28 protein-coding genes are annotated in these 25,848 nt (G+C 56.1%); 16 read left to right on the top strand and 12 right to left on the bottom strand.

Features of this window, described 5'->3' with window-relative positions; translation table 11 throughout:
* Window positions 1-21 precede the first annotated feature (21 nt).
* Window positions 22-1,296 carry an RsmB/NOP family class I SAM-dependent RNA methyltransferase gene (locus ACXAGA_RS06235; RefSeq protein WP_475116633.1) on the bottom strand — a complete coding sequence of 425 codons (1,275 nt, stop codon included), beginning with the start codon at window positions 1,294-1,296 and terminating at the stop codon, window positions 22-24.
* Between the two features lie 66 nt (window positions 1,297-1,362).
* Here ACXAGA_RS06235 and ACXAGA_RS06230 point away from each other — a divergent pair, with 66 nt between their 5' ends.
* Window positions 1,363-1,536, top strand: coding sequence for a DUF1674 domain-containing protein (locus tag ACXAGA_RS06230; RefSeq protein ID WP_475116632.1), 174 nt, complete (start codon window positions 1,363-1,365; stop codon window positions 1,534-1,536).
* A gap of 12 nt (window positions 1,537-1,548) precedes the next feature.
* Here ACXAGA_RS06230 and dapB read toward each other — a convergent pair whose 3' ends face one another.
* Window positions 1,549-2,358 carry a 4-hydroxy-tetrahydrodipicolinate reductase gene (gene dapB / locus ACXAGA_RS06225; protein WP_475116631.1) on the bottom strand — a complete coding sequence of 270 codons (810 nt, stop codon included), beginning with the start codon at window positions 2,356-2,358 and terminating at the stop codon, window positions 1,549-1,551.
* 97 nt (window positions 2,359-2,455) lie between these two features.
* Here dapB and rbfA point away from each other — a divergent pair, with 97 nt between their 5' ends.
* The 3 genes from rbfA to truB are packed head-to-tail and all read left to right on the top strand — an operon-like array spanning window position 2,456 to window position 4,548.
* Window positions 2,456-2,866, top strand: coding sequence for a 30S ribosome-binding factor RbfA (gene rbfA / locus ACXAGA_RS06220; RefSeq protein ID WP_475116822.1), 411 nt, complete (start codon window positions 2,456-2,458; stop codon window positions 2,864-2,866).
* Entirely contained in the window at window positions 2,866-3,573 is a 708-nt protein-coding gene (locus tag ACXAGA_RS06215) for a phosphodiester glycosidase family protein (RefSeq protein ID WP_475116821.1), read from the top strand. Before rbfA ends, ACXAGA_RS06215 begins: the two co-directional genes overlap by 1 nt.
* 60 nt (window positions 3,574-3,633) lie before the next feature.
* Window positions 3,634-4,548, top strand: coding sequence for a tRNA pseudouridine(55) synthase TruB (truB, locus tag ACXAGA_RS06210; RefSeq protein WP_475116630.1), 915 nt, complete (start codon window positions 3,634-3,636; stop codon window positions 4,546-4,548).
* On the opposite strand, the gene ACXAGA_RS06205 is transcribed toward truB, so the two are convergent.
* The gene (locus ACXAGA_RS06205) at window positions 4,529-4,822 is read right to left on the bottom strand and encodes a hypothetical protein (RefSeq protein WP_475116629.1); all 294 of its coding nucleotides are present in this window, start codon (window positions 4,820-4,822) and stop codon (window positions 4,529-4,531) included. The genes truB and ACXAGA_RS06205 overlap by 20 nt on opposite strands.
* 95 nt (window positions 4,823-4,917) lie before the next feature.
* On the opposite strand from ACXAGA_RS06205, the gene ACXAGA_RS06200 reads away from it, so the two are divergent.
* From ACXAGA_RS06200 to ACXAGA_RS06160, 9 genes are all read left to right on the top strand, one after another.
* On the top strand, window positions 4,918-5,445 hold the full coding sequence (locus ACXAGA_RS06200) for a DUF1643 domain-containing protein (protein WP_475116628.1): 528 nt from the start codon (window positions 4,918-4,920) through the stop codon (window positions 5,443-5,445).
* A 73-nt stretch (window positions 5,446-5,518) separates the two neighbouring features.
* Window positions 5,519-6,271 (top strand): calcium-binding protein, encoded by a 753-nt coding sequence (locus ACXAGA_RS06195; protein ID WP_475116627.1) that lies wholly within the window; start codon window positions 5,519-5,521, stop codon window positions 6,269-6,271.
* 127 nt (window positions 6,272-6,398) lie between these two features.
* A complete protein-coding gene (gene rpsO / locus ACXAGA_RS06190; protein ID WP_475116626.1) occupies window positions 6,399-6,668 on the top strand; it encodes a 30S ribosomal protein S15 in 270 nt (89 codons plus the stop codon).
* A gap of 160 nt (window positions 6,669-6,828) precedes the next feature.
* Window positions 6,829-8,418, top strand: coding sequence for a hypothetical protein (locus ACXAGA_RS06185; protein ID WP_475116625.1), 1,590 nt, complete (start codon window positions 6,829-6,831; stop codon window positions 8,416-8,418).
* 170 nt (window positions 8,419-8,588) lie between these two features.
* The gene (pnp, locus tag ACXAGA_RS06180) at window positions 8,589-10,724 is read left to right on the top strand and encodes a polyribonucleotide nucleotidyltransferase (protein ID WP_475116624.1); all 2,136 of its coding nucleotides are present in this window, start codon (window positions 8,589-8,591) and stop codon (window positions 10,722-10,724) included.
* Window positions 10,725-10,794: 70 nt separating this feature from the next.
* Complete coding sequence (locus ACXAGA_RS06175; protein WP_475116623.1) at window positions 10,795-11,562, top strand: glycosyltransferase family 25 protein; 768 nt, start codon at window positions 10,795-10,797, stop codon at window positions 11,560-11,562.
* Window positions 11,559-12,413 carry a polysaccharide pyruvyl transferase family protein gene (locus tag ACXAGA_RS06170; protein ID WP_475116622.1) on the top strand — a complete coding sequence of 285 codons (855 nt, stop codon included), beginning with the start codon at window positions 11,559-11,561 and terminating at the stop codon, window positions 12,411-12,413. Before ACXAGA_RS06175 ends, ACXAGA_RS06170 begins: the two co-directional genes overlap by 4 nt.
* Window positions 12,414-12,418: 5 nt before the next feature.
* On the top strand, window positions 12,419-13,576 hold the full coding sequence (locus tag ACXAGA_RS06165) for a capsular polysaccharide export protein, LipB/KpsS family (protein ID WP_475116621.1): 1,158 nt from the start codon (window positions 12,419-12,421) through the stop codon (window positions 13,574-13,576).
* Window positions 13,577-13,672: 96 nt separating this feature from the next.
* Window positions 13,673-14,293, top strand: coding sequence for a L,D-transpeptidase (locus ACXAGA_RS06160; protein ID WP_475116620.1), 621 nt, complete (start codon window positions 13,673-13,675; stop codon window positions 14,291-14,293).
* A gap of 2 nt (window positions 14,294-14,295) precedes the next feature.
* Here ACXAGA_RS06160 and ACXAGA_RS06155 read toward each other — a convergent pair whose 3' ends face one another.
* From ACXAGA_RS06155 to ACXAGA_RS06140, 4 genes are all read right to left on the bottom strand, one after another.
* Window positions 14,296-15,339 carry a succinylglutamate desuccinylase/aspartoacylase family protein gene (locus tag ACXAGA_RS06155; RefSeq protein WP_475116619.1) on the bottom strand — a complete coding sequence of 348 codons (1,044 nt, stop codon included), beginning with the start codon at window positions 15,337-15,339 and terminating at the stop codon, window positions 14,296-14,298.
* Window positions 15,339-16,244 carry a 30S ribosomal protein S6--L-glutamate ligase gene (gene rimK, locus ACXAGA_RS06150; protein ID WP_475116618.1) on the bottom strand — a complete coding sequence of 302 codons (906 nt, stop codon included), beginning with the start codon at window positions 16,242-16,244 and terminating at the stop codon, window positions 15,339-15,341. The genes ACXAGA_RS06155 and rimK overlap by 1 nt, the downstream gene beginning before the upstream one ends.
* A complete protein-coding gene (locus ACXAGA_RS06145; protein ID WP_086450876.1) occupies window positions 16,241-16,690 on the bottom strand; it encodes an ATP-dependent zinc protease family protein in 450 nt (149 codons plus the stop codon). Before ACXAGA_RS06145 ends, rimK begins: the two co-directional genes overlap by 4 nt.
* Before the next feature lie 120 nt (window positions 16,691-16,810).
* Entirely contained in the window at window positions 16,811-17,464 is a 654-nt protein-coding gene (locus ACXAGA_RS06140) for a peroxiredoxin (RefSeq protein WP_475116617.1), read from the bottom strand.
* A gap of 135 nt (window positions 17,465-17,599) precedes the next feature.
* Between ACXAGA_RS06140 and ACXAGA_RS06135 the strand changes: the two genes are divergently transcribed.
* Together ACXAGA_RS06135 and ACXAGA_RS06130 are read left to right on the top strand one after the other, a co-directional pair.
* Window positions 17,600-19,033: an aldehyde dehydrogenase family protein gene (locus tag ACXAGA_RS06135; RefSeq protein WP_475116616.1), complete on the top strand. Its 1,434-nt coding sequence runs from the start codon at window positions 17,600-17,602 to the stop codon at window positions 19,031-19,033.
* 134 nt (window positions 19,034-19,167) lie between these two features.
* Window positions 19,168-19,710, top strand: coding sequence for a hypothetical protein (locus ACXAGA_RS06130; RefSeq protein ID WP_475116615.1), 543 nt, complete (start codon window positions 19,168-19,170; stop codon window positions 19,708-19,710).
* Here the strand turns inward: ACXAGA_RS06130 and ACXAGA_RS06125 are convergent.
* The 3 genes from ACXAGA_RS06125 to hspQ all read right to left on the bottom strand — a co-directional run bounded on the left by ACXAGA_RS06125 (window position 19,707) and on the right by hspQ (window position 21,357).
* A complete protein-coding gene (locus ACXAGA_RS06125) occupies window positions 19,707-20,354 on the bottom strand; it encodes an RluA family pseudouridine synthase (RefSeq protein WP_475116614.1) in 648 nt (215 codons plus the stop codon). The genes ACXAGA_RS06130 and ACXAGA_RS06125 overlap by 4 nt on opposite strands.
* A 39-nt stretch (window positions 20,355-20,393) precedes the next feature.
* Window positions 20,394-20,846 (bottom strand): GAF domain-containing protein, encoded by a 453-nt coding sequence (locus ACXAGA_RS06120; RefSeq protein WP_475116613.1) that lies wholly within the window; start codon window positions 20,844-20,846, stop codon window positions 20,394-20,396.
* A gap of 184 nt (window positions 20,847-21,030) precedes the next feature.
* Complete coding sequence (hspQ, locus tag ACXAGA_RS06115; protein ID WP_475116612.1) at window positions 21,031-21,357, bottom strand: heat shock protein HspQ; 327 nt, start codon at window positions 21,355-21,357, stop codon at window positions 21,031-21,033.
* A gap of 190 nt (window positions 21,358-21,547) precedes the next feature.
* Here hspQ and ACXAGA_RS06110 point away from each other — a divergent pair, with 190 nt between their 5' ends.
* Window positions 21,548-22,141 carry a transglycosylase SLT domain-containing protein gene (locus ACXAGA_RS06110; RefSeq protein WP_475116611.1) on the top strand — a complete coding sequence of 198 codons (594 nt, stop codon included), beginning with the start codon at window positions 21,548-21,550 and terminating at the stop codon, window positions 22,139-22,141.
* Window positions 22,142-22,179: 38 nt separating this feature from the next.
* Here ACXAGA_RS06110 and ACXAGA_RS06105 read toward each other — a convergent pair whose 3' ends face one another.
* Both ACXAGA_RS06105 and ACXAGA_RS06100 read right to left on the bottom strand, forming a co-directional pair.
* Window positions 22,180-22,791, bottom strand: a complete 612-nt coding sequence (locus ACXAGA_RS06105; RefSeq protein ID WP_475116610.1) for a LolA family protein — start codon at window positions 22,789-22,791, stop codon at window positions 22,180-22,182.
* 134 nt (window positions 22,792-22,925) lie between these two features.
* Complete coding sequence (locus tag ACXAGA_RS06100) at window positions 22,926-25,841, bottom strand: DNA translocase FtsK (RefSeq protein WP_475116609.1); 2,916 nt, start codon at window positions 25,839-25,841, stop codon at window positions 22,926-22,928.
* Between the last annotated feature and the right edge of the window lie 7 nt (window positions 25,842-25,848).

The raw sequence follows: 25,848 nt of genomic DNA, 5'->3' as shown, positions 1-25,848 counted from the left end.
TAACCGCCAACCCCGTTTATGTCACGCAGGCTTTGTCACGACGGCGAAATAGAACCCATCCATGCCGCCCAGATCGCGCCAATAGTCGGGGCGCAGGCGCAGGCCGCCTTCTTCGGTGATCCAATCGGGGTCGATTCCGTCAATCGCGCGGATCGCATCGGTGTTGATGGTCAGATCAGGGTGACGGTCCAGCAGGTCGTCGATCTGAACCTCGCCTTCGTCCGGCAGCAGGCTACAGGTACAGAACACCAAACGCCCGCCTGGTTTCAACAAGGTCAGCGCGTGATCCATGATCTGGATCTGAATTTCGAACAATTCGCCAAATTCGCTGCCGTCTTTGGCGTGGGGCAAATCGGGGTGGCGGCGGATCGTGCCCGTGGCGGAACAGGGCGCATCCAGCAGGATCGCATCATAGCCGCCTTCGGTTAGGTCCAGCGCGTCGGCCACAACCACATTTGCCTTTAGCCCTGTGCGGGTCAGGTTTTCGGACAAACGTTCCATCCGGCCTGCGGAAATATCGACTGCGGTGACGTCCGCGCCCGCTGCTGCCAATTGCATGGTTTTACCGCCTGGTGCGGCGCATAGATCCAGCACCTTTTCGCCCGCCCGCGCGGCCAACGCACGCGCGGCCAAAGCCGCCGAGGCATCCTGCACCCACCAATCGCCTGTCGCGAACCCGTCTAGCGCGGACACTTGCACGCCCGCAGGCAAACGGACCGACCCTGTGGGCAACACCGTGCCGCCCAGTTTTTCGGCCCAGCCCGCCGCATCAGATTTCACCGTGATATCAATCGCAGCGCCCGCGAAATGCGCGTTTTCAATCCCCGCGATCGCCTTGTTTCCCCACGCATCAATCAGCGGATTGCGAATCCATTTGGGCATTTGCGGAACGGGCATTTTGCCCCAGTTCGGCGCGCCTTCGTCTGCGACTTTGCGTAGAACGGCGTTGACCAGCCCCTTTAGTTTCGCATTGTTTTTATCGCGGCCCACGATTTCGACATAGGCGTTCACAACGCCGTGCCCTGCCCCGCCTTCGCAAATCTCGTACGCGCCCAAACGCAGGGCATTTTGCACAGGACCCGCAGGACGTTTGCGCAAATGGGGTTTCAAAACGCGGTCCAAACGATCCATCGCCCGCAGGGTGCCCGTGACAATCCGCTGAACGCGGGCGCGGTCCTCTGCCTCTAGGCGGGATAGTTTGGCTGGCATGACTTCGGACAGTAGCCGCTGGTCTTCGGTCACAGAATTCAGCAGGGAATGTGCCGTGCGGCGTGCAGCTAGTCCGGTTTGTGTCATGGCGTCCTCTTGGCCCTTGGGATAACTCCGACTATATCAGAGCCACACAAGGGACAAGGAAAGCCTATGACAGACCGCAAAGACCTGCCCCCCGCCGCCCAGCGCGCATTGGCCGAAGCCGAAGAGCGCCGCAAAGCCGCCAAACCCATGGACCTGCCCACCGAATTGGGTGGTCGCGACGGCCCCGAAGCCGTCCGCTATGGCGATTGGGAGAAAAAAGGAATCGCGATCGATTTCTAACGTTTGGGGCGATTACAGCCCCAGAACGTCGATCATCGAATATTCACCAGGGGCTTTGTCCGCGGCCCACTGGGCAGCTTTGACCGCGCCGCGCGCAAAAACAGCGCGGTCGGTTGCAACGTGGCGTAGGGTGATACGTTCGCCCGCAGCAGCAAACAGCACGTCATGTTCCCCCACGATATCGCCGCCACGGATCACAGCAAAACCAATGTCGCCTTTTTTGCGGGCGCCGGTGATGCCGTCGCGGCCCGAATCGCGCACGTCCTTTAGATCAACGCCGCGGCCTTTTGCGGCCGCTTCGCCCAGCATCAGGGCCGTACCGGATGGCGCGTCGACTTTTTTATTGTGGTGCGCCTCGATGACTTCGATATCGAAATCTTCGTCCAGCGCTGCAGCGACTTTTTCCGCCAAAACGGTCAGCAGGTTCACACCCAGCGACATGTTCCCCGCACGCACGATCACGGTGCGTTTCGCGGATTCGGCAATCGCGGCCAGATGGTCGTCATCAAATCCCGTGGTGCCGATGATATGCGCAATGCCCGCATCCGCCGCAGCAGCCGCAAAGGCCACAGTCGCCGCAGGGGCCGTAAAATCAATAACAGCAGAGGCATTGGCAAAGGTTGCCGCCACATCGTCCGACACGATCACGCCCAGATCCGCGCCGCCCATCGCAGCGCCAACATCGCGTCCGATCCAGTCATGGCCCGAACGTTCCAGAACGCCAGCCAGACGCATCTTGCCCGATTCCAAAACGGTTTTGATCAGCATCTGCCCCATGCGGCCAGAACATCCAGTGATCACTACACCCGGCAAATCGGTCATTTTATCGTCCTTTTACTGTCGTCACTTCTGCGTGGGTCCCTGCTTGCCCATCAAACCGCGCCTTGGCAAGGGACAACAGGTGGCGTAGATGGGGTTTATGGCAAACAACCGATTTAATACTGGCTCTGGCCCCTCTCAACGACAGCTGCGTGTTGGCGAACTGTTGCGCCGCGCCCTGTCCGAAGTTCTGCAACGTGGCGATGTGCACGACCCCGATCTGGCGCGTATGTCCATCACCGTGGGCGAAGTCCGCTGTTCCCCCGATCTGAAAAACGCAACCGCCTATGTTCTGCCATTGGGCGGCGACAAACAGGATGAATGCCTGATTGCCCTGCGTCGCAACTCTGCGGAACTGCGCCACCTGCTGACGCGCGGCATCACGTTGAAATATGCGCCAAAGCTGAAATTCGAATTGGACCGCACGTTCGACCGCATGGACGACACCCGCCGTATGCTGGCGGATGAACACGTCCAGCAGGATCTAGATCACGGCGACGAAGAAGAGTGATCCGATCCGTCATCCTAGCGGCCAGCCTGATGCTGGCATCGGCCGCGGGGGCGGTCACCTGCGAAGACCGCGGCAATATCACCCTGTGCACCGTTGACGCCACGACCGAAGATTTGAGGCTATTCCACACAGATCCGAACGGCAATCTGTTGGGCAGCTTTTACCCGATCCAAGACGCCTATGGTGAACTGCAGTTCGCGATGAACGCGGGCATGTACCACGATGACCGCGCGCCTGTGGGCCTGCATTTGGAAAACGGCGTTGAAACGATGTATCTGGTCCCGAACCCAGGGCCTGGCAATTTCGGCATGGTGCCAAACGGCGTGTTTTGCATCGGCGACACATTCGCCGCTGTCATTGAAACGCTGGCCTATCGCGACAATCCACCCGACTGCGATTATGCGACCCAATCGGGGCCGATGTTGGTGATTGATGGGGACCTGCATCCTAGGTTCATCGAAGGCAGCACTTCGCGCTACATCCGAAACGGCGTTGGCGTGTCGGACGACGGCGAAACCGTCTATTTCGCGATTTCCAACCGTCCCATCAATTTTTGGGATTTCGGTAGCTTTTTCCGCGATGAACTGGGCGTTTCAAACGCGCTGTATTTCGATGGCAAAGTATCGCGCCTGTTCGCGCCACAGTTGGGCCGCCGCGACGGCGGGCCACGCATGGGGCCGATGGTTGGCGTGATCGCGCCCGAATAACGATTGACCGACCCGCCTAACGGCGATAGCAGGCCGCCCTGCACGTAATCGGAGGACGACATGGGCAAACGTAAAGGACGCGATATTTCGGGTTGGTTGATCATCGACAAACCCGCCGGCATCACATCCACCTCTGTCGTGAACAAAGTGCGCTGGGCGTTCAACGCCAAGAAGGCGGGCCACGCTGGCACGTTGGACCCTGATGCAACCGGTGTTCTGGCCGTGGCATTGGGCGAGGCGACCAAAACCATCCCCTACATCACCGATGCGCTAAAGGCGTATGAATTTTCGGTCACGTTGGGCGCCGCCACGAACACCGATGACGCCGAAGGCGAAGTGATCCGTTCGTCCGACCACCGCCCCACCGACGATGACATCAAATCGGTGCTGGGCGGGTTTCTGGGTGACATCATGCAGGTGCCGCCGAAATTTTCCGCTGTGAAAATCGATGGCGAACGCGCCTACAAACTGGCCCGCGATGACGAAGAGTTTGAAATCGCCGCGCGTCCGTTGTGGGTCGAAGAATTGTTGATGACGGACCGCCCTGACGCCGACCATGTGCTGTTGGAAATGACCTGCGGCAAAGGCGGATATGTCCGGTCCATCGCGCGCGATCTGGGGGAAACTTTGGGCTGCTATGGCCACGTCGAATGGCTGCGCCGCATCTGGTCTGGATCGTTCACGGTGGAAAACGCAGTGACGCTGGAACAGATCGACGCTTTGGCAAAAACGCCTGAAATAGACACTCTTTTGCGGCCCCTAGAGGACGGTTTGGTTGATCTGCAAGAGGTGAAATGCCCACCCGAAAGCCTGACCAAATTGCGCAACGGCAACGCGGCTGTCGTGATCGCTCATGACGTCGAATATGGCGAAGAGGTTTGGGCCAGCTATGACGGCGAAGCGGTCGCGGTCGGCACGTTCAAAGCCGGAGAGCTGCACCCCAGCCGCGTGTTCGTTAAACCGCAGTCAGCGTAAACTGGGAATCTTCGTACAGAGCGTCGATTTCATCGTCGCCCCAGGGCAGTACAGCCGTATCGGGGTCAACCTCTGGGCTGAATTCTGCGATAGCATAGCTGAAATCGTCGGTATCGATCAGCGGATCGGTATCCACGGCCAGTTCAGGCGCCATGAAGTCGTCTAGTTCCGCGCTATTGTCAGCGTAATCTTCTACGTCAGTATCGTTAGACGAAAAATCCACTGCTAGTCCGACACCAACTGTCGCAAACGTCAGTATACTTGCCCAGTCCATTAGCTCTACCTCAGGGGTTTATTAACCTAAGCCGCTTTTATTTCTGCGGTTGGACAATCATATTGCGTATGAATTTGGTTAATTTATGTCGAACAATGATCGAAAAAAGACATCAAAAAGGCGATGCAGCGTCCGTTGCAACCTATTCGGATTGCGAAAAATACCGCTATCTGCTTACGCGTGAATGGGACGCAACTTTGCCACGTGCGCTGTTTGTGATGCTCAACCCATCCACCGCCACAGAGGTGCAAAACGACCCGACGGTCGAACGGTGCGAACGTCGGGCGCGGGCCTTGGGATTCGGGGCGTTTCGTGTGACCAACATATTTGCGTGGCGCGATACCGACCCCAAACATATGCGCGCCGCCGCAGATCCGGTCGGGCCGCATAATGACACGGCCATCCGCGATTCCGCGACCGATTGGATCGGCGATAACGATCAGATCATTTGCGCATGGGGCGCACATGGCGACCATTTGGACCGCGGCCGCGCTGTCGAAACGCTGTTACGGGCCACAGGCAAACCGTTATATTCGCTGGGCCTGACCAAAGCAGGGCATCCCAAACACCCGCTGTATATCGGATATGACCGCCAGCCAGAGCTTTGGCCTGTTAACCAATAAACACGGAAATTGTTGTTTTCATCGGCTGATCGGCGTTTGTGATTAGGCAAACGTACCTTTGGTGGATGATGCGATGTTTTTCCTGCTTGGCCTTGTCAGTGTTGCGATGATCGGCGCGGTTCTACTGCCTGATCCCACCACCGAAGACGACGATATCGCACTAGGTACCGAAACGGATGACGACCTATCAGGCAACGGCGGCGATGATTATCTGGACGGCCTAGACGGTGACGATGTCGTCTCGGGCGGGTTGGGCAACGACGAAGTCATCGGCGGGTTGGGTGATGACACTGTTTTCGGTGATGACGGACAGGACACCGTCAAAGGCAGCGCTGGATTTGATGCGGTATACGGCGGCGCAGGCGATGATACACTGAACGGCGGTGCGGGCGATGATGACATCTGGGGTGGCAGCGGTGACGATTCTTTGCTTGGATCCTTGGGCGATGACACCCTGCACGGCGGCACGGGCGCAGATGTTTTACACGGCGGGTCGGGTAACGACACGCTGACGGGGGGCGATGACGATGATCGCGATTACGTCAATGGCGGCGCGGGGGATGACATTTTATATGGCGGGGCGAATGACAACCTGAACGGCGGCACGGGCGCAGACGAATTTATCATCTCGAACGATGGGGTGGTTGATATTGATGACCTGACCGATGCGGACACGTTGTCTATTGCGACCAACGGGACGGAACCCACGCTGACAACCGAAATCACGGATGACGGTCTGATCCTATATGCGGACGGGCGCGCAATTGCCCAGCTGCACGGCCTAACCGAATTTGACGTATCGCGCGTGCAATTCACCAGCGACTGAACGGTTTTTCCTTTATTTCTTGGCCAGAATCGCCTATGCGCCACCAATCTGCTTGCAGATACTCCACGGGCCTTGCTGGACGACATCCCGGCACGCGCCATAACCCTTAACCTTAAAGGAGACCCCGATGTCGATCACTGCAGAAGAAAAAGCTCGTCTGATCAAAGAATTCGCAACCAAAGAAGGCGACACCGGTTCGCCAGAAGTTCAGATTGCAATCCTGTCGTCGCGTATCGCGACTTTGACCGAGCACTTCAAGTCCCACAAAAAAGACAACCACGGCCGTCGTGGCCTGCTGATGATGGTTGCTCAGCGTCGTAAGCTGCTGGACTACGTCAAAGGCAAAGACGAAGCCCGTTATCAGTCGCTGATCCAGCGTCTGGGCATCCGCCGCTAATTTAGCGTCGAATGATGTTTTTAACGCCCGCTTGGTTCGACCAAGCGGGCGTTTTTCACATTTAGGCCTTATTTATCCGTAGAACTGCGACCGATTCCATCTGGAGTAAATTTCAACGCGGGGCCACAACCCGCAAGCGTATTGATTAACAGGCGTATTAATGACTTCGGTATCTTATTCGACGAACCGCATCGTGTTTCAGCGGGCAGCAGTGGCAATGACAGTGATCGGATTGGTGATCATGGTTGCTGTGATCCTATCGAAAAACGACGGGATGTTGGTCTATTCGTTGGATGATCCGTATATTCACCTGTCTTTGGCGGAAAACCTGCTGCGCGGTCATTACGGGATCAATCCGGGCGAAACCGCGTCTCCGTCTTCGTCTATGCTGTACCCGTTTCTATTGGCGCTGGGATTGGGCGCGCAATTGGGCACCTATGCGCCGCTGGTCATCAATATCGTCGCCATGTGCGCAGCGATTTGGCTGCTGGCGGGCCGTCTGTTCGATGCCACGGCGACGGAAACGGATCACACGCTATCGCCTCTGCGTTTTTTGGCACTGATCGCGCTGATGTTGACGTTCAGCGCAATCGCGCTGCCGCTGACAGGGATGGAACACAGCCTGCACGTACTGGCCAGCGTGATGGTCATCATCGGGCTCGCCGATATGGTATCAACGAAACAGGCCCCGAACTGGATGTTGATCGCAGGGATCATCCTGTGTCCGCTGCTACGGTTCGAAGGTCTGGCCCTATCAGGCGCAGCGCTGTTGATGGTTGCCCTATCCGGATATTGGACCCGCGCGATTGTGACAGGCGGCGTGATTGTGGCGTTCATCGCTGTTTATATCGCAGCCATGACATCGCTGGGCCTGCCGCCATTGCCAAGTTCGGTGATGGTGAAATCCTCTGCCTCGGCTGCGGCGGCTGACAGCAATATGGCGTCGATGGTGCAGGGCATTATCGACAACCTTGCGCTGGCATTAACCTATCGTCAGGCAACTTTCGTCGCTGTCTTTTCGGCTGTGCTGCTACTGGGCGCCGTACTGCAATCCACGCGCGCCATGTGGCCCGTCGCCATTGCGGCGGCGCTGGCGGGGGCCGCGCATATTGTGGCGGGGCGTTGGGGATGGTTTGGCCGGTACGAAGTCTACGTTCTAGCCTTTCAAATCACCGCCATCCTGATCGTTTTCCGCCCGATGCTGACCGCGCCCCGTGTTGTTCGCATTGCGCCCGCCATTCTGATTGCGCTGGGTGTTCTGACGGCGAAACCATATATCTCTGTGACGAAAAACACGCCTGCCGCCGCGCATTGGGTGTACGGGCAACAGTTCCAGATGCACCGTTTCGCAACCGAATATTTCCCCGAAATCGTCGCCGTAAACGATCTGGGTTGGATCAGCTATGACAATGACACCTATGTTCTGGACCTTTGGGGACTGGGATCTGAACAGGTGCGCAAACTACGAGCCGAGGTAGGCCATCAACCCGAATGGATTGCAGACCTGACCCGCGAACACGGCGTTGTTTACGCCATGGTTTACGACCAATGGTATTTCGGAAACCTACCCCCAGAATGGTGCCGCATCGGCACATTATCGACGCCTGCATCGGATCTGGAATTCATCGGTGATGTATCGATCTATTTGGTCGACGCCGCCTTTGAAACAGACCTGCGCGATGCGCTGAACCGGTTCGCGCCAACCCTGCCCCAGACCGTCACCCTCACCACCCAAGACTGCGCATCCTGATTTAAACAGAACGCTTTCATTGGGGGCGATTTTCATGTATGCGCATCGCATCTGAGACGTTGCGCCCGGACCCCGGCGCTCGAGTTACGATACAGGGGTCGGTGGCAATGGGGCCACCATGCAAACGGGAGACCCGCAGGGGCGGGAGTGCTCCCAACTAGGATACGCTGATGTTCAAAGAAGTGAAAAAATCAATCCAGTGGGGCGAAGAAACGCTGACACTGGAAACCGGCAAAGTTGCCCGTCAGGCCGACGGCACCGTTATCGCCACCTTGGGCGAAACCTCGGTCATGGCCAACGTGACCTTTGCTAAAGAACAGAAACCGGGTCAGGACTTCTTCCCGCTGACTGTTCACTACCAAGAGAAATACTACGCTGCGGGTAAAATCCCAGGCGGTTTCTTCAAGCGTGAAGCACGCCCAACCGAAAAAGAAACCCTGACCGCACGTCTGATCGACCGTCCGATCCGTCCGCTGTTCGCACCTGGCTTCAAAAACGAAGTTCTGGTGATGTGCACCGTTCTGTCCCACGATCTGGTCAACGACCCTGACATCGTCGCGATGATCGCAGCATCGGCTGCACTGACCATTTCCGGCGTTCCGTTCATGGGCCCAATCGCTGGCGCTCGCGTTGGTTATGAAGACGGCGAATACGTTCTGAACCCACAAGTCGACGACATGGACAACCTGCGCAACAACCCAGACCAGCGTCTGGATCTGGTTGTCGCTGGTACCAAAGACGCTGTGATGATGGTTGAATCCGAAGCCTACGAGCTGAGCGAAGCAGAGATGCTGGGCGCCGTAAACTTCGCTCACCAGCAGATCCAGCCTGTGATCGACCTGATCATCGATCTGGCAGAATCGTCGGCAAAAGAGCCGTTCGAATTCGCATCGCCTGACTATTCGGACCTGTACAACGTTGTCAAAGCAGCTGGCGAAGACCAGATGCGCGCAGCCTATGCAATCACCGACAAACAGGAACGCGTTGCTGCTGTGGCTGCTGCCAAAGAAGCCGTCAAAGCGACCCTGACCGAAGAGCAACTGGAAGACGCAAATCTGGGTTCGGCCCTGAAAAAGCTGGAATCCAACGTTCTGCGCGGTTCGGTTGTTAAAGAAGGCAAGCGTATCGACGGTCGTGCACTGGACGAAGTTCGTGACATCGTTTGCGAAACCGGCCTACTGCCACGTACCCACGGTTCGGCCTTGTTCACCCGTGGCGAAACCCAAGGTCTGGTTGTGACCACTTTGGGCACCGGCGACGACGAACAGATCATCGACGCGCTGCACGGCAACTTCCGTTCGAACTTCTTGCTGCACTATAACTTCCCTCCATATTCGGTGGGCGAAGTTGGCCGCGTTGGTTCCCCTGGTCGCCGTGAAATCGGCCACGGTAAACTGGCTTGGCGTGCGCTGCAGGCAGTTCTGCCGGCACCGACCGATTTCCCATACACCATCCGCGTCGTGTCCGAGATCACCGAATCCAACGGTTCGTCCTCGATGGCATCGGTTTGTGGTGGTTCGCTGTCCATGATGGACGCTGGCGTTCCGCTGAAAGCACCAGTTGCTGGCGTTGCGATGGGTCTGGTTCTGGAAGACGACGGTTCCTACGCTGTTCTGACCGACATTCTGGGCGACGAAGATCACTTGGGCGACATGGACTTCAAAGTGGCGGGTACCGAAAACGGCATCACGTCGCTGCAGATGGACATCAAGGTTCAGGGCATCACCGCAGAGATCATGGAAAAAGCACTGGAGCAGGCACGCGCTGGCCGTCTGCACATCCTAAGCGAAATGTCCAAATCCCTGACGTCCGCGAACGAATTCTCGGTTCACGCACCACGCATCGAAACCATGCAGATCCCAACGGATAAAATCCGCGAAGTGATCGGTTCGGGCGGTAAAGTGATCCGCGAGATCGTCGAAACCTCGGGTGCTAAAGTCGACATCAACGACGACGGCGTGATCAAAATCGCATCGTCGAACGGTGACGCGATCCAAAAGGCATACGACATGATCTATTCGATCGTGGCAGAGCCAGAAGAAGGCAAAATCTACAAAGGCAAAGTCGTCAAACTGGTCGACTTCGGTGCTTTTGTGAACTTCTTTGGCAAACGCGACGGTCTGGTCCACGTATCCCAGATCGAAAACCGCCGCCTGAACCACCCTTCGGACGTTCTGAAAGAAGGTCAGGAAGTTTGGGTTAAACTGCTGGGCTTTGATGACCGCGGTAAGGTACGCCTGTCGATGAAAGTCGTCGATCAGGAAACCGGCGAAGAAGCCAAAAAAGAAGAAGCTGCAGAAGAGTAATCTCTTGCGCTCTTGACGATATCGGCCTCAGCGGAAACGCTGGGGCCTCATCTATTTTCAGGGCAGGACAATGGCACAATTCATCACGCTTTTGATCAATCTGGATGGCAGTGACGACAGGCTGGTTGCGGCTAGGGTCGCATTGGATGCCGCTGGTATTGATTTTGAACGCTTCCCTGCCTTTGACGCCCGTGGCAAAGCGCCCACAGATTATCCGTTCTATGACAACCGCGCCGCTATCGGGTTTTTCAGCCGTCCTATGACGGGCGGTGAAATCGGTTGCTACATGAGCCACCTGCAATGCGCGCAGCGGCTGCTGGCCAGCGATGCGGACTACGCGCTGGTTTTAGAAGACGACATGACGATGCCGACCAACGGTGGCGCTGTCGTGTCGGATCTGATTGATCACCTGAATGCGGTCGATCCCGTCTGGGAAATCGTCAATCTGGGTCGCCCTGCCCATAAAATCGCAACGGACACCGGCGCCGTGCATGGTCTGACCGTTCAAGCCGCCCACTATTTCCCTGTTACGACGACAGGCCTGCTGTGGTCACGCAAAGGGGCCGCCGCTTTTGCCGCGACCGAAGGCCAAGTTTATGGCCCCGTCGATCATTTCTTTCGCCGTTTTTTCACGAAACGCGGCCATGGGTTCGCCCTGTCACCCGCGCTGACATTGCCATCCGGCGCCCAAAGCGAAATCGACGTCCCCGCCGCCCAAACACGGGATCGCCCCGTGCGCGGACTACGCTATCACTGGATCGAATTCCGCAGGCAGGCGCAGAACTATTTCTATGCCTACAAAAACCAAACGCATTTTCAAAAGCTGATTTCGAAATGAAACGCCCAAACGCAATCTCTGTTCACTTTGATAACCTTGCGAATGAAATCAATTCCATTCGCCAAGGCCGACCCGCTGTATTTGTAACCAATCCAGGCAACTGGGGGGATGCTTTGATCCGAGAGGGAGCCGAGTCATTTTTGCAAAGCTATGGCATTCCTTTTGTTAAGCTTAGAGCCAAAAAATTGGACCAAGATCATCAACTTTGGGAACAGGCAAAGAAAAGGCTGAACCACAATGATCCTATCATCATCCTAAACGGTGGTGGAGGTTATACACCGCATTTCAATCTCATTGAACGAGTCGCGCGGATTTCACACCTAGCAAGCGCAACAATTCAGTTGCCAGCATCTTACGCGTCAGACCCTGCCGATTTTGATTTTTCACCTAACACGCAGTTTTTCACGAGGGACGTTTTTGAAAGTGCTGAAAAAGTGCCGTCGGCCAAGTTTTGCGACGACATGGCATTTTTCCTAGAACTCGATGCACCAAATCCGACCCGAGGGATCGGCGCATTCATGCGTGTAGACGCCGAAAATCCGGCAGGCATTACGCCGCCTCGCGGCAACGTTGATATCTCGCGCAAGGGGAAAACAGAAACCCCTATCAAAGGCTTCGTTCGCGCGATTTCTAGGTACGAAGAAATTCACACTAATCGTCTGCACGTCGCAATTGCGGCGACACTTCTTGGTCGAAAGGTGAATTTATACGCAAACGACTATTTCAAAATTCGAGCGATTTACGAAACGTCTATTCAGCCACATTTTGACACAGTCACGTTCCACAGCGACTATGACAAAGCTAAGATTGAGGCATCTCTTGATCGTGGTTTCAAATTCTTTTGGCGCTAAATTCCATGGACATGAATTTCTCTTCGCTGCCTGCTTTGCCGATCCTTGATGCATCCGGAAAACAGCGTCGCAACCATATTTTTTCGGGTTTTGTCAGCGATTACGCGCGGTATATCGGCGTGAAATTGGTAGGGTATCGTCTGTTCGGGCAATCCGCCCCCAAGGCCGTGATCGGCTTGGCCGTGCAATCGGCAACCAAACCGTCGAAAAACGGGTTTGGGGCCTTTGTGAAACGTCAGTTTTTGATCGGCCAGTCCCGCTGGGCGCATCATTTTTTCCGCCAGCATAAACGCGCGTTGTTCGTGGTGTGGAACGGGACCAAAGGCAACAGAATGCTATTGGCCGATGCCGCCGAACACTGCGGGCATACGGTGTTCTATTTCGAAGAGGCCCCCCTGCCGAAACGCGTCTCTATCGATACCAAGGGCGTGAATTACGGGTCCAGCATTCCCCGCGATCCGCAGTTTTATCGCGCTTGGGCGGCGCAGTCGGGGATCGCGCAGGACACATGGCGCCAGCAAGGTGCAGACCTAATGGCCCGCCAATCCAATCGCACAGATGTTGGGCAAGGGGCCGCCGCATCGGATCTGACCCGCGAAAACTATATCTTTTGTCCACTGCAAGTCCCGGGCGACAGTCAGATCACGATCTATGGCGACTGGATCAAATCCGTTGAACAGATGATCCACGAACTGCACACCGCGGCACAATCGTTGCCCGACGGCTGGCACCTGCGGATCAAAGAACACCCAAGCGCAAAAATCGCGTTCTCGGACCTGCTGGACGGGCTGCGGTCTGACAAATTCCGCATCGACAACACGACGGACACCTTTGCACAGGTCGCATCCAGCCGCGCGGTTTTGAATGTGAATTCGTCGGTCGGGCTGCAATCGTTTTTCTATGACAAACCGGTCATCGTATTGGGCCAAGCGTTTTACGACATGGCAGGCCTGACCCATCGGGCTGCGTCACAGGACGATCTGCAACAGCTGTTGTCGGACCCAACAGCGTTGGATTTTGACGCGGACCTGCGCAACGCATTTATGAATTACCTAGACGCCGAATATTATCCCTACGAAGACGACGTCAAATCCGGAAAATTCACCGTGAAAAGCGTCGAAGAACGCGATAAGCGGCGTGATGCCATTCTGGAATTAATTTAGTAAACGCGTGCAACGTCAGGTTTCACATAATCGTGTGAAACTTGTGCGGGCCCCACACGTTAATGTACCGTGGAAGATAGATTTAAGAGGTTAGCAATGTTCAGTCGTCGACATTTTCTGGTCACCGCAGCCGCCGCAACCGCAGCGCCGGCATTCGCAGCAACAGAACCAACTGCTCCGGTCGTCGAAGATTGGAAAGCCGAGCTAATCGCATCGCTACCGGGCAACACTGAAGGCCGTTATAACATTCCCGAAGCCTATTGGGCGAAATTGGTCGAAGTGAACGCCAACCTACCCGTGGGCGAAATTCATATTCTACCACAGACCAAACACCTGTATTTCACCGTCGCCCCCGGATACGCGATCCGCTATGGCTGTGCGATCGGGTCCGAAGGTTTGGCCTATTTCGGCACCGGCATCATCAGCCGCAAAGTCGAATGGCCCAGCTGGACGCCAACGCCTGACATGATCGAACGCGAGCCTGAAAAATACGAACAATACGCCGAAGGCATGCCAGGCGGCCCAACCAACCCGCTGGGCGCACGGGCGCTGTATGTCTATGAAAACGGCCGCGACACCGCGATCCGCGTTCATGGCACCACAAACCCGCGCAGCATCGGCAGCGCGTCGTCAAATGGCTGTTTCCGCATGTACAACAGCCATGTGATCGACCTGTATGACCGCGTGCCGATCGGCACGAAAATCCACGCCTACTGAGGTTAGATAATTTCGTCTTCGTCGAACAGCGGCTGATCTTCTAACTGTTCAGCCAATGTTTCCATCGTGTCTGCCGCCGTTTGCGGTTTCAGCAGGATTGCGACGTGAAATAGCGCGTCGCCTTCGTTCACGATGGGCAGGTTTGTGCGTCCGATGATGATGCCGGACACCTCTGCGGTGACTTCGGTGTCATGTTCGCCGAATGGATCCGATACGATGCCCAACAGATCGCCTTCAGACACGGTGTCGCCGGCCTGTTTGAACATGCGGATCAACCCGCCTGCAGGCGCCCGCAGCCACGTCGACGATTTGGTTTGGATAGGCGTTGCTTTGGGTTTGGTCACACCGCGCGATGCGATCATGCCCAATTCGCGCATCACCCGCAGAATACCCATAACGCCCGTGCGGGCGGCGTATTCGTCAAACCGCAGACCTTCGCCCGCCTCAAACAACAGCATATCGCAGCCGTGTTCAGCCGCGGCCTGACGCAGCGACCCTTCGCGCAGTTTCGACGGGATGATGACGGGCGCGCCGAACACCTTGGCCATGTGCATCATGCGGTCATTACCCGAATTTACGCGGATTTGTGGCAGGTTCGTCCGCTGGATCGCGGCAGAGTGCAGGTCGATCCCGAAATCGCTACGGCTGACGACCTCGGTCATGAATAGGTTGGCCAAACGCGCGGCCAAAGACCCCGATGATGACCCCGGAAAACAGCGGTTCAAATCACGGCGGTCAGGCAGATACCGCGATTGGTTCAAAAAACCGAACGTGTTCACGATAGGCACCGCGATCAGCGTCCCGTGCAGGCGATCCATTTGGGGCAGGCGCAGCAATCGGCGCACGATTTCAACGCCAATCACTTCGTCGCCGTGAATCGCGGCAGACACGAACATCACCGGCCCGTCTTTTTTGCCGTGCACGACCTGCGCCGACAGGTTTACCGGGGTGTGGTCCGACAGAACGCTGACGGGTAGATCGACGGTTGCGCGGGTACCTGCCGCAATGCGTTCGCCACCCAATTCAAACGGCGCGCGAACGCCCATTAGCCTTTGCCTTTGGTGCGGGTTTTGCCGGCGACCGCGTTCTTTTCGATGAATTCGATGATCTTGGTCGCGATGTCGACGCCTGTCGCGTTTTCCACGCCTTCCAACCCTGGCGAAGAGTTCACCTCCATCACCACAGGGCCGTGGTTCGCGCGCAGCATGTCCACGCCGCAGACATTCAGACCCATGCATTTGGCCGCACGAATGGCGGTTGCGCGTTCTTCGGGGGAAATCTTGATCGACTTAGCCGACCCGCCGCGGTGCAGGTTCGAACGGAATTCGCCTTCGGCGCCTTTGCGTTCCATCGCAGCCACAACTTTGCCGCCGACAACGAATGCGCGGATGTCGCTGCTGCCTGCTTCTTTGATGAACTCTTGGACCATGATGTTCACATCCGCGCCGCGGAACGCTTCGACCACGGATTTGGCGGACCGTTCGGTATCGGCCAGAACCACACCGATGCCTTGGGTGCCCTCTAGCAGTTTGACCACCACAGGGGCGCCGCCCGCCAGTTTGATCACCTCGTCCGTGATTTTCGGATCATGGGCAAAGGTGGTGACAGGCAGGCCAATGCCGTCGCGCGCCATCAACTGCATCGACCGCAGTTTGTCGCGGCTACGGCCAATCGCCACGGATTCGTTCAGGGGATACACACCCATCATTTCGAACTGACGCAAAACGGCCAGACCATAGAATGTGACGGACGCGCCGATACGCGGGATCACTGCGTCATACATCGGCAGTTTGTCACCGTTGTAATACACCTCGGGGCGGCGGCTGGCGATGTTCATATAGCAGCGCAGCGTTTTGATGATGTCGAATTCGTGGCCCCGCGCTTCGGCGGCTTCTTTCATGCGCTGATGCGAATACAGGGACGCGTTCTGGGCCAGCATTGCGATTTTCATTTGCGTTCCTTTCGTGTGCCGTCGGCCAAATGGGACCGGCCTGCATCAACTAAAATATTTCGACGCCGGATCGCTGTCCGGCCTAGGATCATTGGGAAAGTCATATTGGCGCGGTTCGCCAATGAGACTTCGACCCGCCATTTCCGCCCGCCCAATGTCAGCAGGGTTTCAATGACCAGACGTTCCTGCGGAACCCCTGAGGTATTTTTGATCTCACGTGCGTCAACCAATGGGGCTTCGCATTCCAGACCTTTTTCCAGTCGCGCGTGCGGCACGTGGAACCGCACCCATTTGCGCCCATCGCGATCAAACACTTTGATCCGCGTGGCATGGATCGCCGACGTGCGCGCGCCTGTATCGACCTTGGCCACAGCCGCAGTGATACCCAGTTCGGGCAAACCGACGGTTTCACGCCATCCGATGATCATAGGAGGATTCGTTGCCATTGGCACAACTTTCACAGTTTCATGGCCCCGTTAGGGCAATGCCAAATCTGTGTCTATAAAAATTATCGGCAAACGAAAAAGCCCCGCGCGATGGCGGGGCTTTGACAGGATTGGTGCGGCTTATGCCTTGTGTTTTGCGGTCCGCAGATACGGCAGTTTGATATCCAGATCGCCGAATTTTTCTTTGGCTTGGTCGTCGTTCAGCGACAGCGCAACGATCACGTCCTGACCCAGTTCCCAGTTCGCAGGGGTTGCGATCGGGTTACCAAAGGTCGCCTGCAGGCCGTCCAGAGCGCGCAGAACTTCGGCAAAGTTACGGCCAACCGACATTGGGTAGGTCATGGTCAGCTGCAGTTTTTTGTCTGGCGATACGATGAACACCGAACGCACGGTCGCGGTGTCAGCAGGGGTACGGCCATCAGGCAGGTATGCTTCGGCTGGTAGCATGTCGAATGCTTTGGCGACTGCCAAATCAGTGTCTGCGATGATCGGGAAACCAGCAGTTGCGCCCGCGAATTTTTCAATGTCGCCTTTCCACTGCTTGTGCTCTTCTACACCGTCAACGGAAATGCCCATGACTTTGGTGCCGCGTTTTTCCCATTCGTCCGCCAGCTGAGCCACTGCGCCGAATTCGGTGGTGCAAACTGGCGTGAAATCTTTGGGGTGCGAAAACAGAATTGCCCAGCTGTCGCCGATCCAGTCATGCAGCGCAAATTCGCCCTGATCGGTGGTGACAGTCAGATTCGGGATGACATCATTAATACGCAAAGCCATGTTGGCCTCCTTTTTTTTCAAATGTTCGCAGCACATATAAGATGTACGTCACGTAACCGCTAGCTCGCTTGCGCTTTTGCCGCACATTGATATGGTGCGGCCCAAATATGATCAAATTATCAGGGAGTAGATGAGATGATCGAGAAACGCGAATTTTACATCAACGGTGAATGGGTTAGCCCCGCCGCCCCGCGCGATTGTTTTGTGATCAACCCATCGAACGAAGAACCCTGTGCGGTGATTTCGCTGGGCGATCAGGCAGATACGGATGCCGCTGTCGCCGCGGCCGCTGCCGCAGGTCCAGCGTGGGCCGCGACGCCCCCCGCAGAACGCAAAGCGCTGGTTGCCAAAATTCTGGACCAATACAACCAGCGCAAAGAAGAAATGGCCCAAGCGATCAGCATCGAAATGGGTGCCCCCATCGACATGTCGCGCGACGATCAGGCCGAATGCATCCCATGGCATCTGGGAAATTTCCTGAACGCGTTTGATGAAATCGAATGGATCCGCCCGCTGCGCGATGACGTGACCGACACGCAAATCGCGATGGAGCCCATCGGCGTCGTCGGTCTGATCACGCCATGGAACTGGCCGATGAATCAGGTCACGCTCAAGGTGATCCCTGCCCTGCTGGCTGGCTGTACCATCGTCCTGAAACCATCCGAAGAATCCCCGCTGTCGTCGATGCTGTTCGCAGAATTCATCCACGATGCGGGCATCCCTGCGGGTGTGTTCAATCTAGTGAACGGTGACGGCATGGGCGTTGGCACGCAGCTGTCTGCGCATGAAGACGTGCAAATGATCAGCTTTACCGGTTCGACCCGCGCAGGCCGCGCGATTTCGAAAACCGCCGCCGAAACCATGAAACGCGTAACGCTGGAATTGGGCGGCAAAGGCGCGAACCTTGTGTTTGCAGACGCCGATGAAAAAGCCGTCGCGCGCGGCGCGCGCCATTGTTTCTATAACTCTGGTCAATCGTGCAACGCGCCGACCCGTATGCTGGTCGAACGCAGCTATTACGACCAAGCAATCGAAATCGCCAAAGACGTCGCGGAAAATACAACCGTCGGTCCGGCTGACCAATCAGGACGCCACATCGGCCCCGTCGTTAACAAACGCCAGTGGGACCAGATTCAGGGCATGATTCAGGCGGGTATCGACGAAGGCGCAACGCTGGTGGCTGGCGGTCTGGGCCTACCCGAAGGCATGAACAAAGGGTTCTACGTGCGCCCAACCGTTTTCGCGGATGTAAAACCGGGCATGACGATCGAAAAGCAAGAAATCTTTGGCCCTGTTCTGTCGATCATCCCCTTCGACACCGAAGAAGAAGCCGTTCAGATCGCCAACGACACGATCTATGGCCTGACCAACTATGTGCAGTCGGCTGACCGCGACCGCCGTCACCGTCTGTCCCGTCAGCTGAAATCGGGCATGGTGGAAATGAACGGTCGCAGCCGCGCCGCTGGCGCACCATTCGGCGGCGTCAAAGCGTCCGGCCGCGCCCGCGAAGGCGGCGTTTGGGGGATCGAAGAGTTCTTGGAAACCAAAACGATTGCCGGATGGAACTAACGCTGCGTCAATTACCCCAGGGGTTGTAACTAGACTATCTGGTTCACATATTAGCACCGGTGGCATAGCCACCGGTGTTAATTTAATCCAACTTACCGTACAAAAGTATACGCCAATCATTTGGACCGTCTTTAATGACCATTCCCGCCAAGAAAATTGAAATCACCGAAGGCCTGACTGGACTACCGTTGGTTTTGGCGATGGTCGAAAACGCAGACGATGTGGACACCGCGTCAGGCTTTGCCGAAAGATTGCTGACCGATTTTCATATCCTTGCGATCGCGATCGACCCTGATTGGGTGCGCGAAAATAAGACTGCGTTTTTGCATTGGCTGGAATCCGAAATGGCGGCGCGCAGCGCGATACGTTTGGTCGCAATGGGACGCGCCCGCGCGGCTGATGCCCTGTCAGAGCTGATGGAATACGCACCACATACATTCAAAGACATCATGCTGTTTGACCCTATCAACTGCGAACCGCGCAGCGTTCAGGGATCATTAGAATCCAACCGTATTTTGCTGTGTTCGAATGCCCCAGCAACTGCGCACCAATTGGCGGAACTGGAATTCTTGGCCCAGAATTACCGAACCAAAGATGCGCGAGTATTTTTGCGCGTGCCCGAAACCGACGGCGACGAACATTTTAGCTATACTGCGGCTCAGGCCTTTATGGCCTAGAACGGCGCCTTGGCCGTGAATTTCATGCCTTTGCCCGTGTCTGGGTGCTGCAGCTGTAGGGTTTCGGAATGCAGCATAAGACGCGGAAAATCGCGCGCGGGCCCCGTCGCGTAAAACGGGTCGCCCAAAATGGCATGCCCCAATTCGCGCATATGTACCCGCAACTGATGCGACCGCCCCGTTTTCGGAAATAGCCGCACCCGCGATTCCGTATCTGATGATTTCACAACGCGATAATCCGTAACCGCCGGTTTGCCGTTTTCATGATCGACCATCTGCAATGGGCGGTTCGGCCAATCAACAATCAGTGGCAGATCAATCGTGCCGGTCTTTTGTTCGACCCGTCCCCATACCCGCGCAACATAGGTTTTTTTGGTTTTGCGGGCTTCGAACTGCTGACCCAATTTTTTCTGAGCGTTCGGCGTCAACCCAAACACCATCACGCCAGACGTATCGCGGTCCAACCTATGGACCAGCAGCGCCGTTGGAAACGCAGCTTGCACACGGGCAATGAGGCAATCCGCCAGATGTTCACCCCGCCCAGGTACGGATAACAGCCCCGACGGTTTATCAACCACCAGAATTTCGTGGTCTTCATGCAGGACAACCAAAGGATCGTTAGGCGGGTTATAATCAGCAGACATAGGCCCGTTTCGCATCACCATCCGCAGGACGCAAGAGGATTACAAACGCCCGAACACATGGGTCAGGATTGCGGTCAACCCATCTGCATCATCTTGCGTGAATGCGGCAGAACGGTCGCTATCGATATCGAACACGCCAATGACGTCACCCGCGCCATTAAAAACGGGCAAAACGATTTCGGACAACGTCGACGATGAACAGGCAATATGATCAGCGAATGCGTGTACATCATCCACCAACTGAACCTGTTTCGTCCGAGCCGCCGCGCCACAGACACCGCGCGAAAACGGGATCACCAAACAGCCATGCCCACCCTGATACGGGCCGATCTTTAGAACTTCGGGGGCGGTCACGCGATAAAAGCCAGTCCAATCGAAACGATCATCCGCATGATGCACTTCGCAGGCGACTGTCGCCATCAACGCAACTTCGTCCGTTTCACCCGCAGTCAGGGCATCGATCGTCTGAAACAACTCTGAATAGTTCACCATAGGGTCCATCCGGCATTCTGCATGTTCTAGATGCGAATCGCATATGCGAAAGGGATATCATTCTGCCCTTTTTCGCCAATGAATTCGCACCGCGTTTAAACGATAGTGAAGAAGTAGCTAAAGTTAAGCTTCCCTCGGTGTTGCGTAAATAAGCCCCCACCCAGTTTCGCAACACCGGGGTACTTTAGTTCATTTGCACCTGAAGCTCGTACTGACCATCATGAAACGGTCCAAAAAATTCTTCTACATCAGGATGTTCAACAGGTTCGCCTGAATAGTCGGCAATCAGGTTCTGTTCGGACACATACGCCACGTAAAAGCTTTCTGAATTTTCGGCCAGCAGGTGATAATAAGGCTGATCTTTGCGCGGGCGGACATCTTCGGGGATGGATTGATACCAATCTTCGGTGTTCGCGAATTCTGGATCGACGTCGAAAACCACACCGCGAAACGGGTGTTTTCGGTGGCACACAACCTGACCCAACTGATATTTTGCACGCGTCTTTAACATAGTTTTCACATTAACCACCGCGCCGAACGATTGTCCATGAAACACCGCGTGATCATTGGAAACAGTCTGTGGACAGCAAATCGGGCGGTCGTTGAATTTCCGTGTAGATATCCGCCGATTGACATCAAGACGGTTTAAAAAGGCACGAAATCAGCTACACTCACGACAAAATAAAGAAAGCGAGAGGCAGATGAGCAGATTCTTTCTCGCCCTTGGAATGGTGTTGGTACTAGGCAGCTGTGGTGAACGCGAAGGTTCGGCACCGCGGAACCTGGATAATGCTTGCGCGATTCTGACAGAGCGATCGAACTATGTCGGTGCGTTCCGCGCCGCCGAACGTAAATGGGGCGTCGAACCCCATGTCCTGATGGCGATGATCTATCAGGAAAGTAAATTCATTTCGAATGCCCGCACCCCGCATCAATATGCGTTGGGCGTGATCCCTATTGGCCGCCAATCGTCGGCGTTTGGGTATAGTCAGGCGCTGGACGGCACTTGGCGTGAATATCAACAGTCCGAAGGCGGCGTTGGATCGCGACGCGACGATATCCGCGACGCGACCGATTTCATGGGCTGGTACATGACCCAAACAACCAATGAAATTGGCATCCCGCTAAACGATGTCCGCAACCAATATCTGGCGTATCACGAAGGCCGCACAGGTTTCACACGCGGAACATACCGCAGCAAATCGTGGCTGGTCCGTATCGCAGGCGAAATCACCGACCGCGCGGTGATGTACGAATCTCAGTTGCGCAACTGCCGCGCAGCGCGCCGCCTGTAAAAAACAAACGCCGCATCAACCCGATGCGGCGTTTTTTATTAGCGTTCAGCCCATGCCCGTTCTTCGGCGATGATATTGAATAGACGGTTCGGGACGTTTCCACCAACTGTCATATCACCCAGAATGACCGTGGTTTCGCTGCCGGTGTTATCCGTGATGATCCACTGACGCAGCGCAGGTTCATCCGTAAACACCAGACGAATATTGCCATATTCGGGGTGATCAGGGTCTTGCGCTGTGACGGTCGTCGATGTGCCGTCATAGGTATGCGCAACCACCATGCGTTCATTCGACAGGTTCACGTTGTCCTGCAAAATGATCTTTAGCGGCGTTTCCGACAGTGGATAGCGTTCAGCGCCCGTATTGGACCGCGGATCGAAAATCGCCAGCGACCCGCCACCTGCGATCACCATGGATTCTTCGGGCGGGTTGTATTCAAAACGGATACGGCCGGGGCGTTTGATGTAAATCGTGCCCGTCGATATGGTGCCATCGCTTGCAATCTGCGTGAATTCGCCTTGGGCCGTTTGCAGACCGTTTAGGTAATTCGACACCTGAGAAAGCGACAATTCTTCGGCCCGCAAAGCATGACCACCCAACGCTGCCAAAGCAAAAGGTGCCGCCAGTAAAATTCGCCGTAAAGTATTCATAGCCTGTCTTTCAGTTACGGGTGTTACCCCAATCAGATGGGATCAGTTGGACGAATTTCCAATTGATAAGCGATAACACGCCACTGATATGTAATGAAAAAGGCGCGGCGATTGTTCCGCCGCGCCTGAAATAATTAGTGCTGTTCGGGCACCAGAATTTCGCGTTTGCCCACATGGTTGGCCGATGACACGACGCCTTCGTCCTCCATCTGTTCGACCAAACGGGCCGCTTTGTTATAGCCGATTGCCAGTTTGCGCTGGATATAGGACGTCGAACATTTGCGGTCTTTGATCACGATGGCAACGGCCTGATCGTACAGCGCGTCTTCGCCGTTGGTGTTGCCACCCAGACCCAGAACTGCGTCGATGTTGGCTTCTTTGTCTTCAGGTGGGCCTTCGACGACGCCGCCGACATATTCGGGCGGGCCATACGCCTTGAGGTAGGTCACGATCTCTTCGACTTCTTCATCGGACACGAATGGGCCGTGGATACGGGTGATACGTCCGCCGCCAGCCATATACAGCATGTCACCCATGCCCAGCAGCTGTTCAGCGCCCTGTTCACCCAGAATCGTGCGGCTGTCGATTTTCGACGTCACTTGGAACGAAATACGGGTGGGGAAGTTCGCCTTGATCGTGCCGGTGATCACGTCCACGGACGGACGCTGGGTCGCCATGATCAGGTGGATACCCGACGCACGCGCCATCTGCGCCAGACGCTGAATGCAGGCTTCGATCTCTTTACCGGCAACCATCATCAGGTCAGCCATTTCGTCGACGATAACGACGATGAACGGCATGGTTTCTGGTTTGATCTCTTCGGTTTCGAAAATCGGATCGCCGTTATCTTCGTCAAATCCGGTCTGAACGGTGCGTTCGAACATTTCGCCACGCGCAAGCGCGTCACGAACGCGGCCGTTGTAACCTTCGATGTTACGGACGCCCATTTTGGACATTTTGCGATAGCGCTCTTCCATTTCGCCGACGACCCATTTCAGGGCGACGACCGCCTTTTTCGGGTCGGTCACAACGGGCGACAGCAGATGCGGGATGCCGTCATAGACCGACAGTTCCAACATTTTGGGGTCGATCATGATCAGGCGGCATTCGTCTGGCGTCAGTTTGTACAGCAGCGACAGGATCATCGTGTTGATCGCCACCGATTTACCCGAACCCGTGGTACCCGCGATCAATAGGTGAGGCATCTTGGCAAGGTTGGCGACAATCGGTTCGCCGCCGATATCTTTGCCCAAAGCCAGCGGCAAACGGTGGTTGCCGTCGCCATAATCGCGGCTGGACAGAATTTCGCGGAACGACACCATTTCGCGGTTATCGTTCGGCAATTCGATACCGATCACGCTGCGGCCCGGAACGGTCGATACACGTGCGGACAGCGCAGACATCGAACGCGCGATATCGTCAGCCAGACCGATCACACGGCTGGCTTTTAGACCGGGGGCCGGTTCCAATTCGTACATGGTGACAACAGGGCCCGGACGGACCGATACGATTTCGCCTTTGATGCCGTAATCATCCAGAACGGTTTCCAGCATCCGTGCGTTTTCTTCCAACGCTTCATCGGACAGAACGTGGCGTTCGACCTCAGCCGGATCCATCAGCAGGTTCAGCGGCGGGCATTGGAATTCAGGCGAATTGTCGTCGAATTTCAACGAAGGCTGCGCCTCGGCGCGGGCCTGTTTTGATGGGACAACAGGGCGTTTCAGATTGTGCTGAACCACGCGGCGCGGTTCGGGCGTCGGGATCACAGGTGCCGCAGTCGGCAGCGGCGCGACTTCGTTTTCGGAAATATCCGCGAAAATGTTGTCTTCGTCGCCATCCAGAACGGCGTCTTCGTCCCAGTTGGATTGCGGCATTGGCGTAGGAGTTGGCAGCGGCGCAGGTGCAACCATCTGCGGTTCATTTGCCACCAACGGGCGCGGACCACGGCCAGCGGTCAGGGTCGGTTCAATCCGCACCTGATCGTTTTCGCGCGAAATGGGCGGCACGGGCGCGGCCACAACGGGCGCTGCGCTACGATTGCGGATCACATCGGAAATGCGCGCCTTGATGCGGTCATCGTCAGGCGATTGGTCGCCCGCAGTCATCGGCGGTTCGTTCATCACCAATTCGGGTTCCAGATCAGGCGCAGGTTGGCGTGCGAACATTTTCGGCATGAACCCACGGCGCGGAGCCTCGGCTGCGGGGGCATGCATTTCGGGCATCGGCGGCATTGCAGGGAACGGTTCAGCGGTGACAGGCGCGCTGCGCACCACATTAGCCACGCGTGCGCGTTCAGCATCATCAGGGACATAATCGAAATCATCGCGCTGCGCGGCCGATGTTTCGCGGCGGGCCTGCACGTTTGCGTATCCCGCTTGAGCTGCGCGCACGGACATATCAGCGCCGCGGCCCAGCAATTTCAGGATCGCCGCATACACAACGATCAGACCGTAGATAAAGAAACGCCAGCCGGTTTTCACCTCTGGACGGGTAAAGCCCAGAATGAACGCACCCAGCCATAGGGTCAGCGCGCCGGTGATCAGCGCCATGATTTTTACCCAGATCAACGATTGGCTGACCAACGGCGCCAGCATCATCGACAACAGCGTATCGCCCAACATCCCGCCATACCCAAACGAATGCGACCATTCGGGAGATGCGGAAAACGTCGCGAAATAGACCGATGAAATCAGGACAGGGATCGGAAAGAAAATCAAACGACCAAAGGCACGTTCAGCCCCGTAATGCAGCGTCAGCCGTGCGCCCCAAACCATAGGTAACAGCGCAAACCACCACGACGCTTTGCCGACAACCAACATCAGCGGCGCGGAAATCGACGCGCCCAAACGGCCCAGCCAATTATTCACGGGCGCGTCGGTTGCGAACATCCAACTGGGGTCTTCTGGGGAATAGGACCAGACCATCATTCCCACGATCAAACCCAAGGCAATCAGGCCTAGGCCCAACAATTCCTTGCCGCGTTTTTCAATCACCGCCTGCGTGGTGCTGTCAAACAATGGATCGCGTTGTCGTGTCGAATAAGAGGCCATACTACCG

The organism is Marivivens sp. ABH4_498 (assembly GCF_056160585.1).
The sequence above is the reverse complement of the archived record's forward strand: the minus strand, read 5'-3'. Positions and strand labels throughout refer to the sequence as shown.

Excerpts from the sequence above, each read along its gene's own strand:
- hspQ (WP_475116612.1), bottom strand. The coding sequence starts at position 21,357 with ATGTTAAAGACGCGTGCAAAATATCAGTTGGGTCAGGTTGTGTGCCAC.
- rpsO (WP_475116626.1), top strand. The coding sequence starts at position 6,399 with ATGTCGATCACTGCAGAAGAAAAAGCTCGTCTGATCAAAGAATTCGCA.
- ACXAGA_RS06105 (WP_475116610.1), bottom strand. The coding sequence starts at position 22,791 with ATGAATACTTTACGGCGAATTTTACTGGCGGCACCTTTTGCTTTGGCA.
- pnp (WP_475116624.1), top strand. The coding sequence starts at position 8,589 with ATGTTCAAAGAAGTGAAAAAATCAATCCAGTGGGGCGAAGAAACGCTG.
- dapB (WP_475116631.1), bottom strand. The coding sequence starts at position 2,358 with ATGACCGATTTGCCGGGTGTAGTGATCACTGGATGTTCTGGCCGCATG.
- ACXAGA_RS06200 (WP_475116628.1), top strand. The coding sequence starts at position 4,918 with ATGATCGAAAAAAGACATCAAAAAGGCGATGCAGCGTCCGTTGCAACC.
- ACXAGA_RS06145 (WP_086450876.1), bottom strand. The coding sequence starts at position 16,690 with ATGGCAACGAATCCTCCTATGATCATCGGATGGCGTGAAACCGTCGGT.
- ACXAGA_RS06175 (WP_475116623.1), top strand. The coding sequence starts at position 10,795 with ATGGCACAATTCATCACGCTTTTGATCAATCTGGATGGCAGTGACGAC.
- ACXAGA_RS06205 (WP_475116629.1), bottom strand. The coding sequence starts at position 4,822 with ATGGACTGGGCAAGTATACTGACGTTTGCGACAGTTGGTGTCGGACTA.
- ACXAGA_RS06140 (WP_475116617.1), bottom strand. The coding sequence starts at position 17,464 with ATGGCTTTGCGTATTAATGATGTCATCCCGAATCTGACTGTCACCACC.
- ACXAGA_RS06170 (WP_475116622.1), top strand. The coding sequence starts at position 11,559 with ATGAAACGCCCAAACGCAATCTCTGTTCACTTTGATAACCTTGCGAAT.
- ACXAGA_RS06185 (WP_475116625.1), top strand. The coding sequence starts at position 6,829 with ATGACTTCGGTATCTTATTCGACGAACCGCATCGTGTTTCAGCGGGCA.
- rimK (WP_475116618.1), bottom strand. The coding sequence starts at position 16,244 with ATGAAAATCGCAATGCTGGCCCAGAACGCGTCCCTGTATTCGCATCAG.
- ACXAGA_RS06235 (WP_475116633.1), bottom strand. The coding sequence starts at position 1,296 with ATGACACAAACCGGACTAGCTGCACGCCGCACGGCACATTCCCTGCTG.
- ACXAGA_RS06230 (WP_475116632.1), top strand. The coding sequence starts at position 1,363 with ATGACAGACCGCAAAGACCTGCCCCCCGCCGCCCAGCGCGCATTGGCC.
- ACXAGA_RS06100 (WP_475116609.1), bottom strand. The coding sequence starts at position 25,841 with ATGGCCTCTTATTCGACACGACAACGCGATCCATTGTTTGACAGCACC.
- ACXAGA_RS06195 (WP_475116627.1), top strand. The coding sequence starts at position 5,519 with ATGTTTTTCCTGCTTGGCCTTGTCAGTGTTGCGATGATCGGCGCGGTT.
- ACXAGA_RS06130 (WP_475116615.1), top strand. The coding sequence starts at position 19,168 with ATGACCATTCCCGCCAAGAAAATTGAAATCACCGAAGGCCTGACTGGA.
- ACXAGA_RS06125 (WP_475116614.1), bottom strand. The coding sequence starts at position 20,354 with ATGTCTGCTGATTATAACCCGCCTAACGATCCTTTGGTTGTCCTGCAT.
- ACXAGA_RS06110 (WP_475116611.1), top strand. The coding sequence starts at position 21,548 with ATGAGCAGATTCTTTCTCGCCCTTGGAATGGTGTTGGTACTAGGCAGC.
- ACXAGA_RS06155 (WP_475116619.1), bottom strand. The coding sequence starts at position 15,339 with ATGGGCGTTCGCGCGCCGTTTGAATTGGGTGGCGAACGCATTGCGGCA.
- ACXAGA_RS06120 (WP_475116613.1), bottom strand. The coding sequence starts at position 20,846 with ATGGTGAACTATTCAGAGTTGTTTCAGACGATCGATGCCCTGACTGCG.
- ACXAGA_RS06165 (WP_475116621.1), top strand. The coding sequence starts at position 12,419 with ATGGACATGAATTTCTCTTCGCTGCCTGCTTTGCCGATCCTTGATGCA.
- truB (WP_475116630.1), top strand. The coding sequence starts at position 3,634 with ATGGGCAAACGTAAAGGACGCGATATTTCGGGTTGGTTGATCATCGAC.
- ACXAGA_RS06160 (WP_475116620.1), top strand. The coding sequence starts at position 13,673 with ATGTTCAGTCGTCGACATTTTCTGGTCACCGCAGCCGCCGCAACCGCA.
- ACXAGA_RS06135 (WP_475116616.1), top strand. The coding sequence starts at position 17,600 with ATGATCGAGAAACGCGAATTTTACATCAACGGTGAATGGGTTAGCCCC.
- rbfA (WP_475116822.1), top strand. The coding sequence starts at position 2,456 with ATGGCAAACAACCGATTTAATACTGGCTCTGGCCCCTCTCAACGACAG.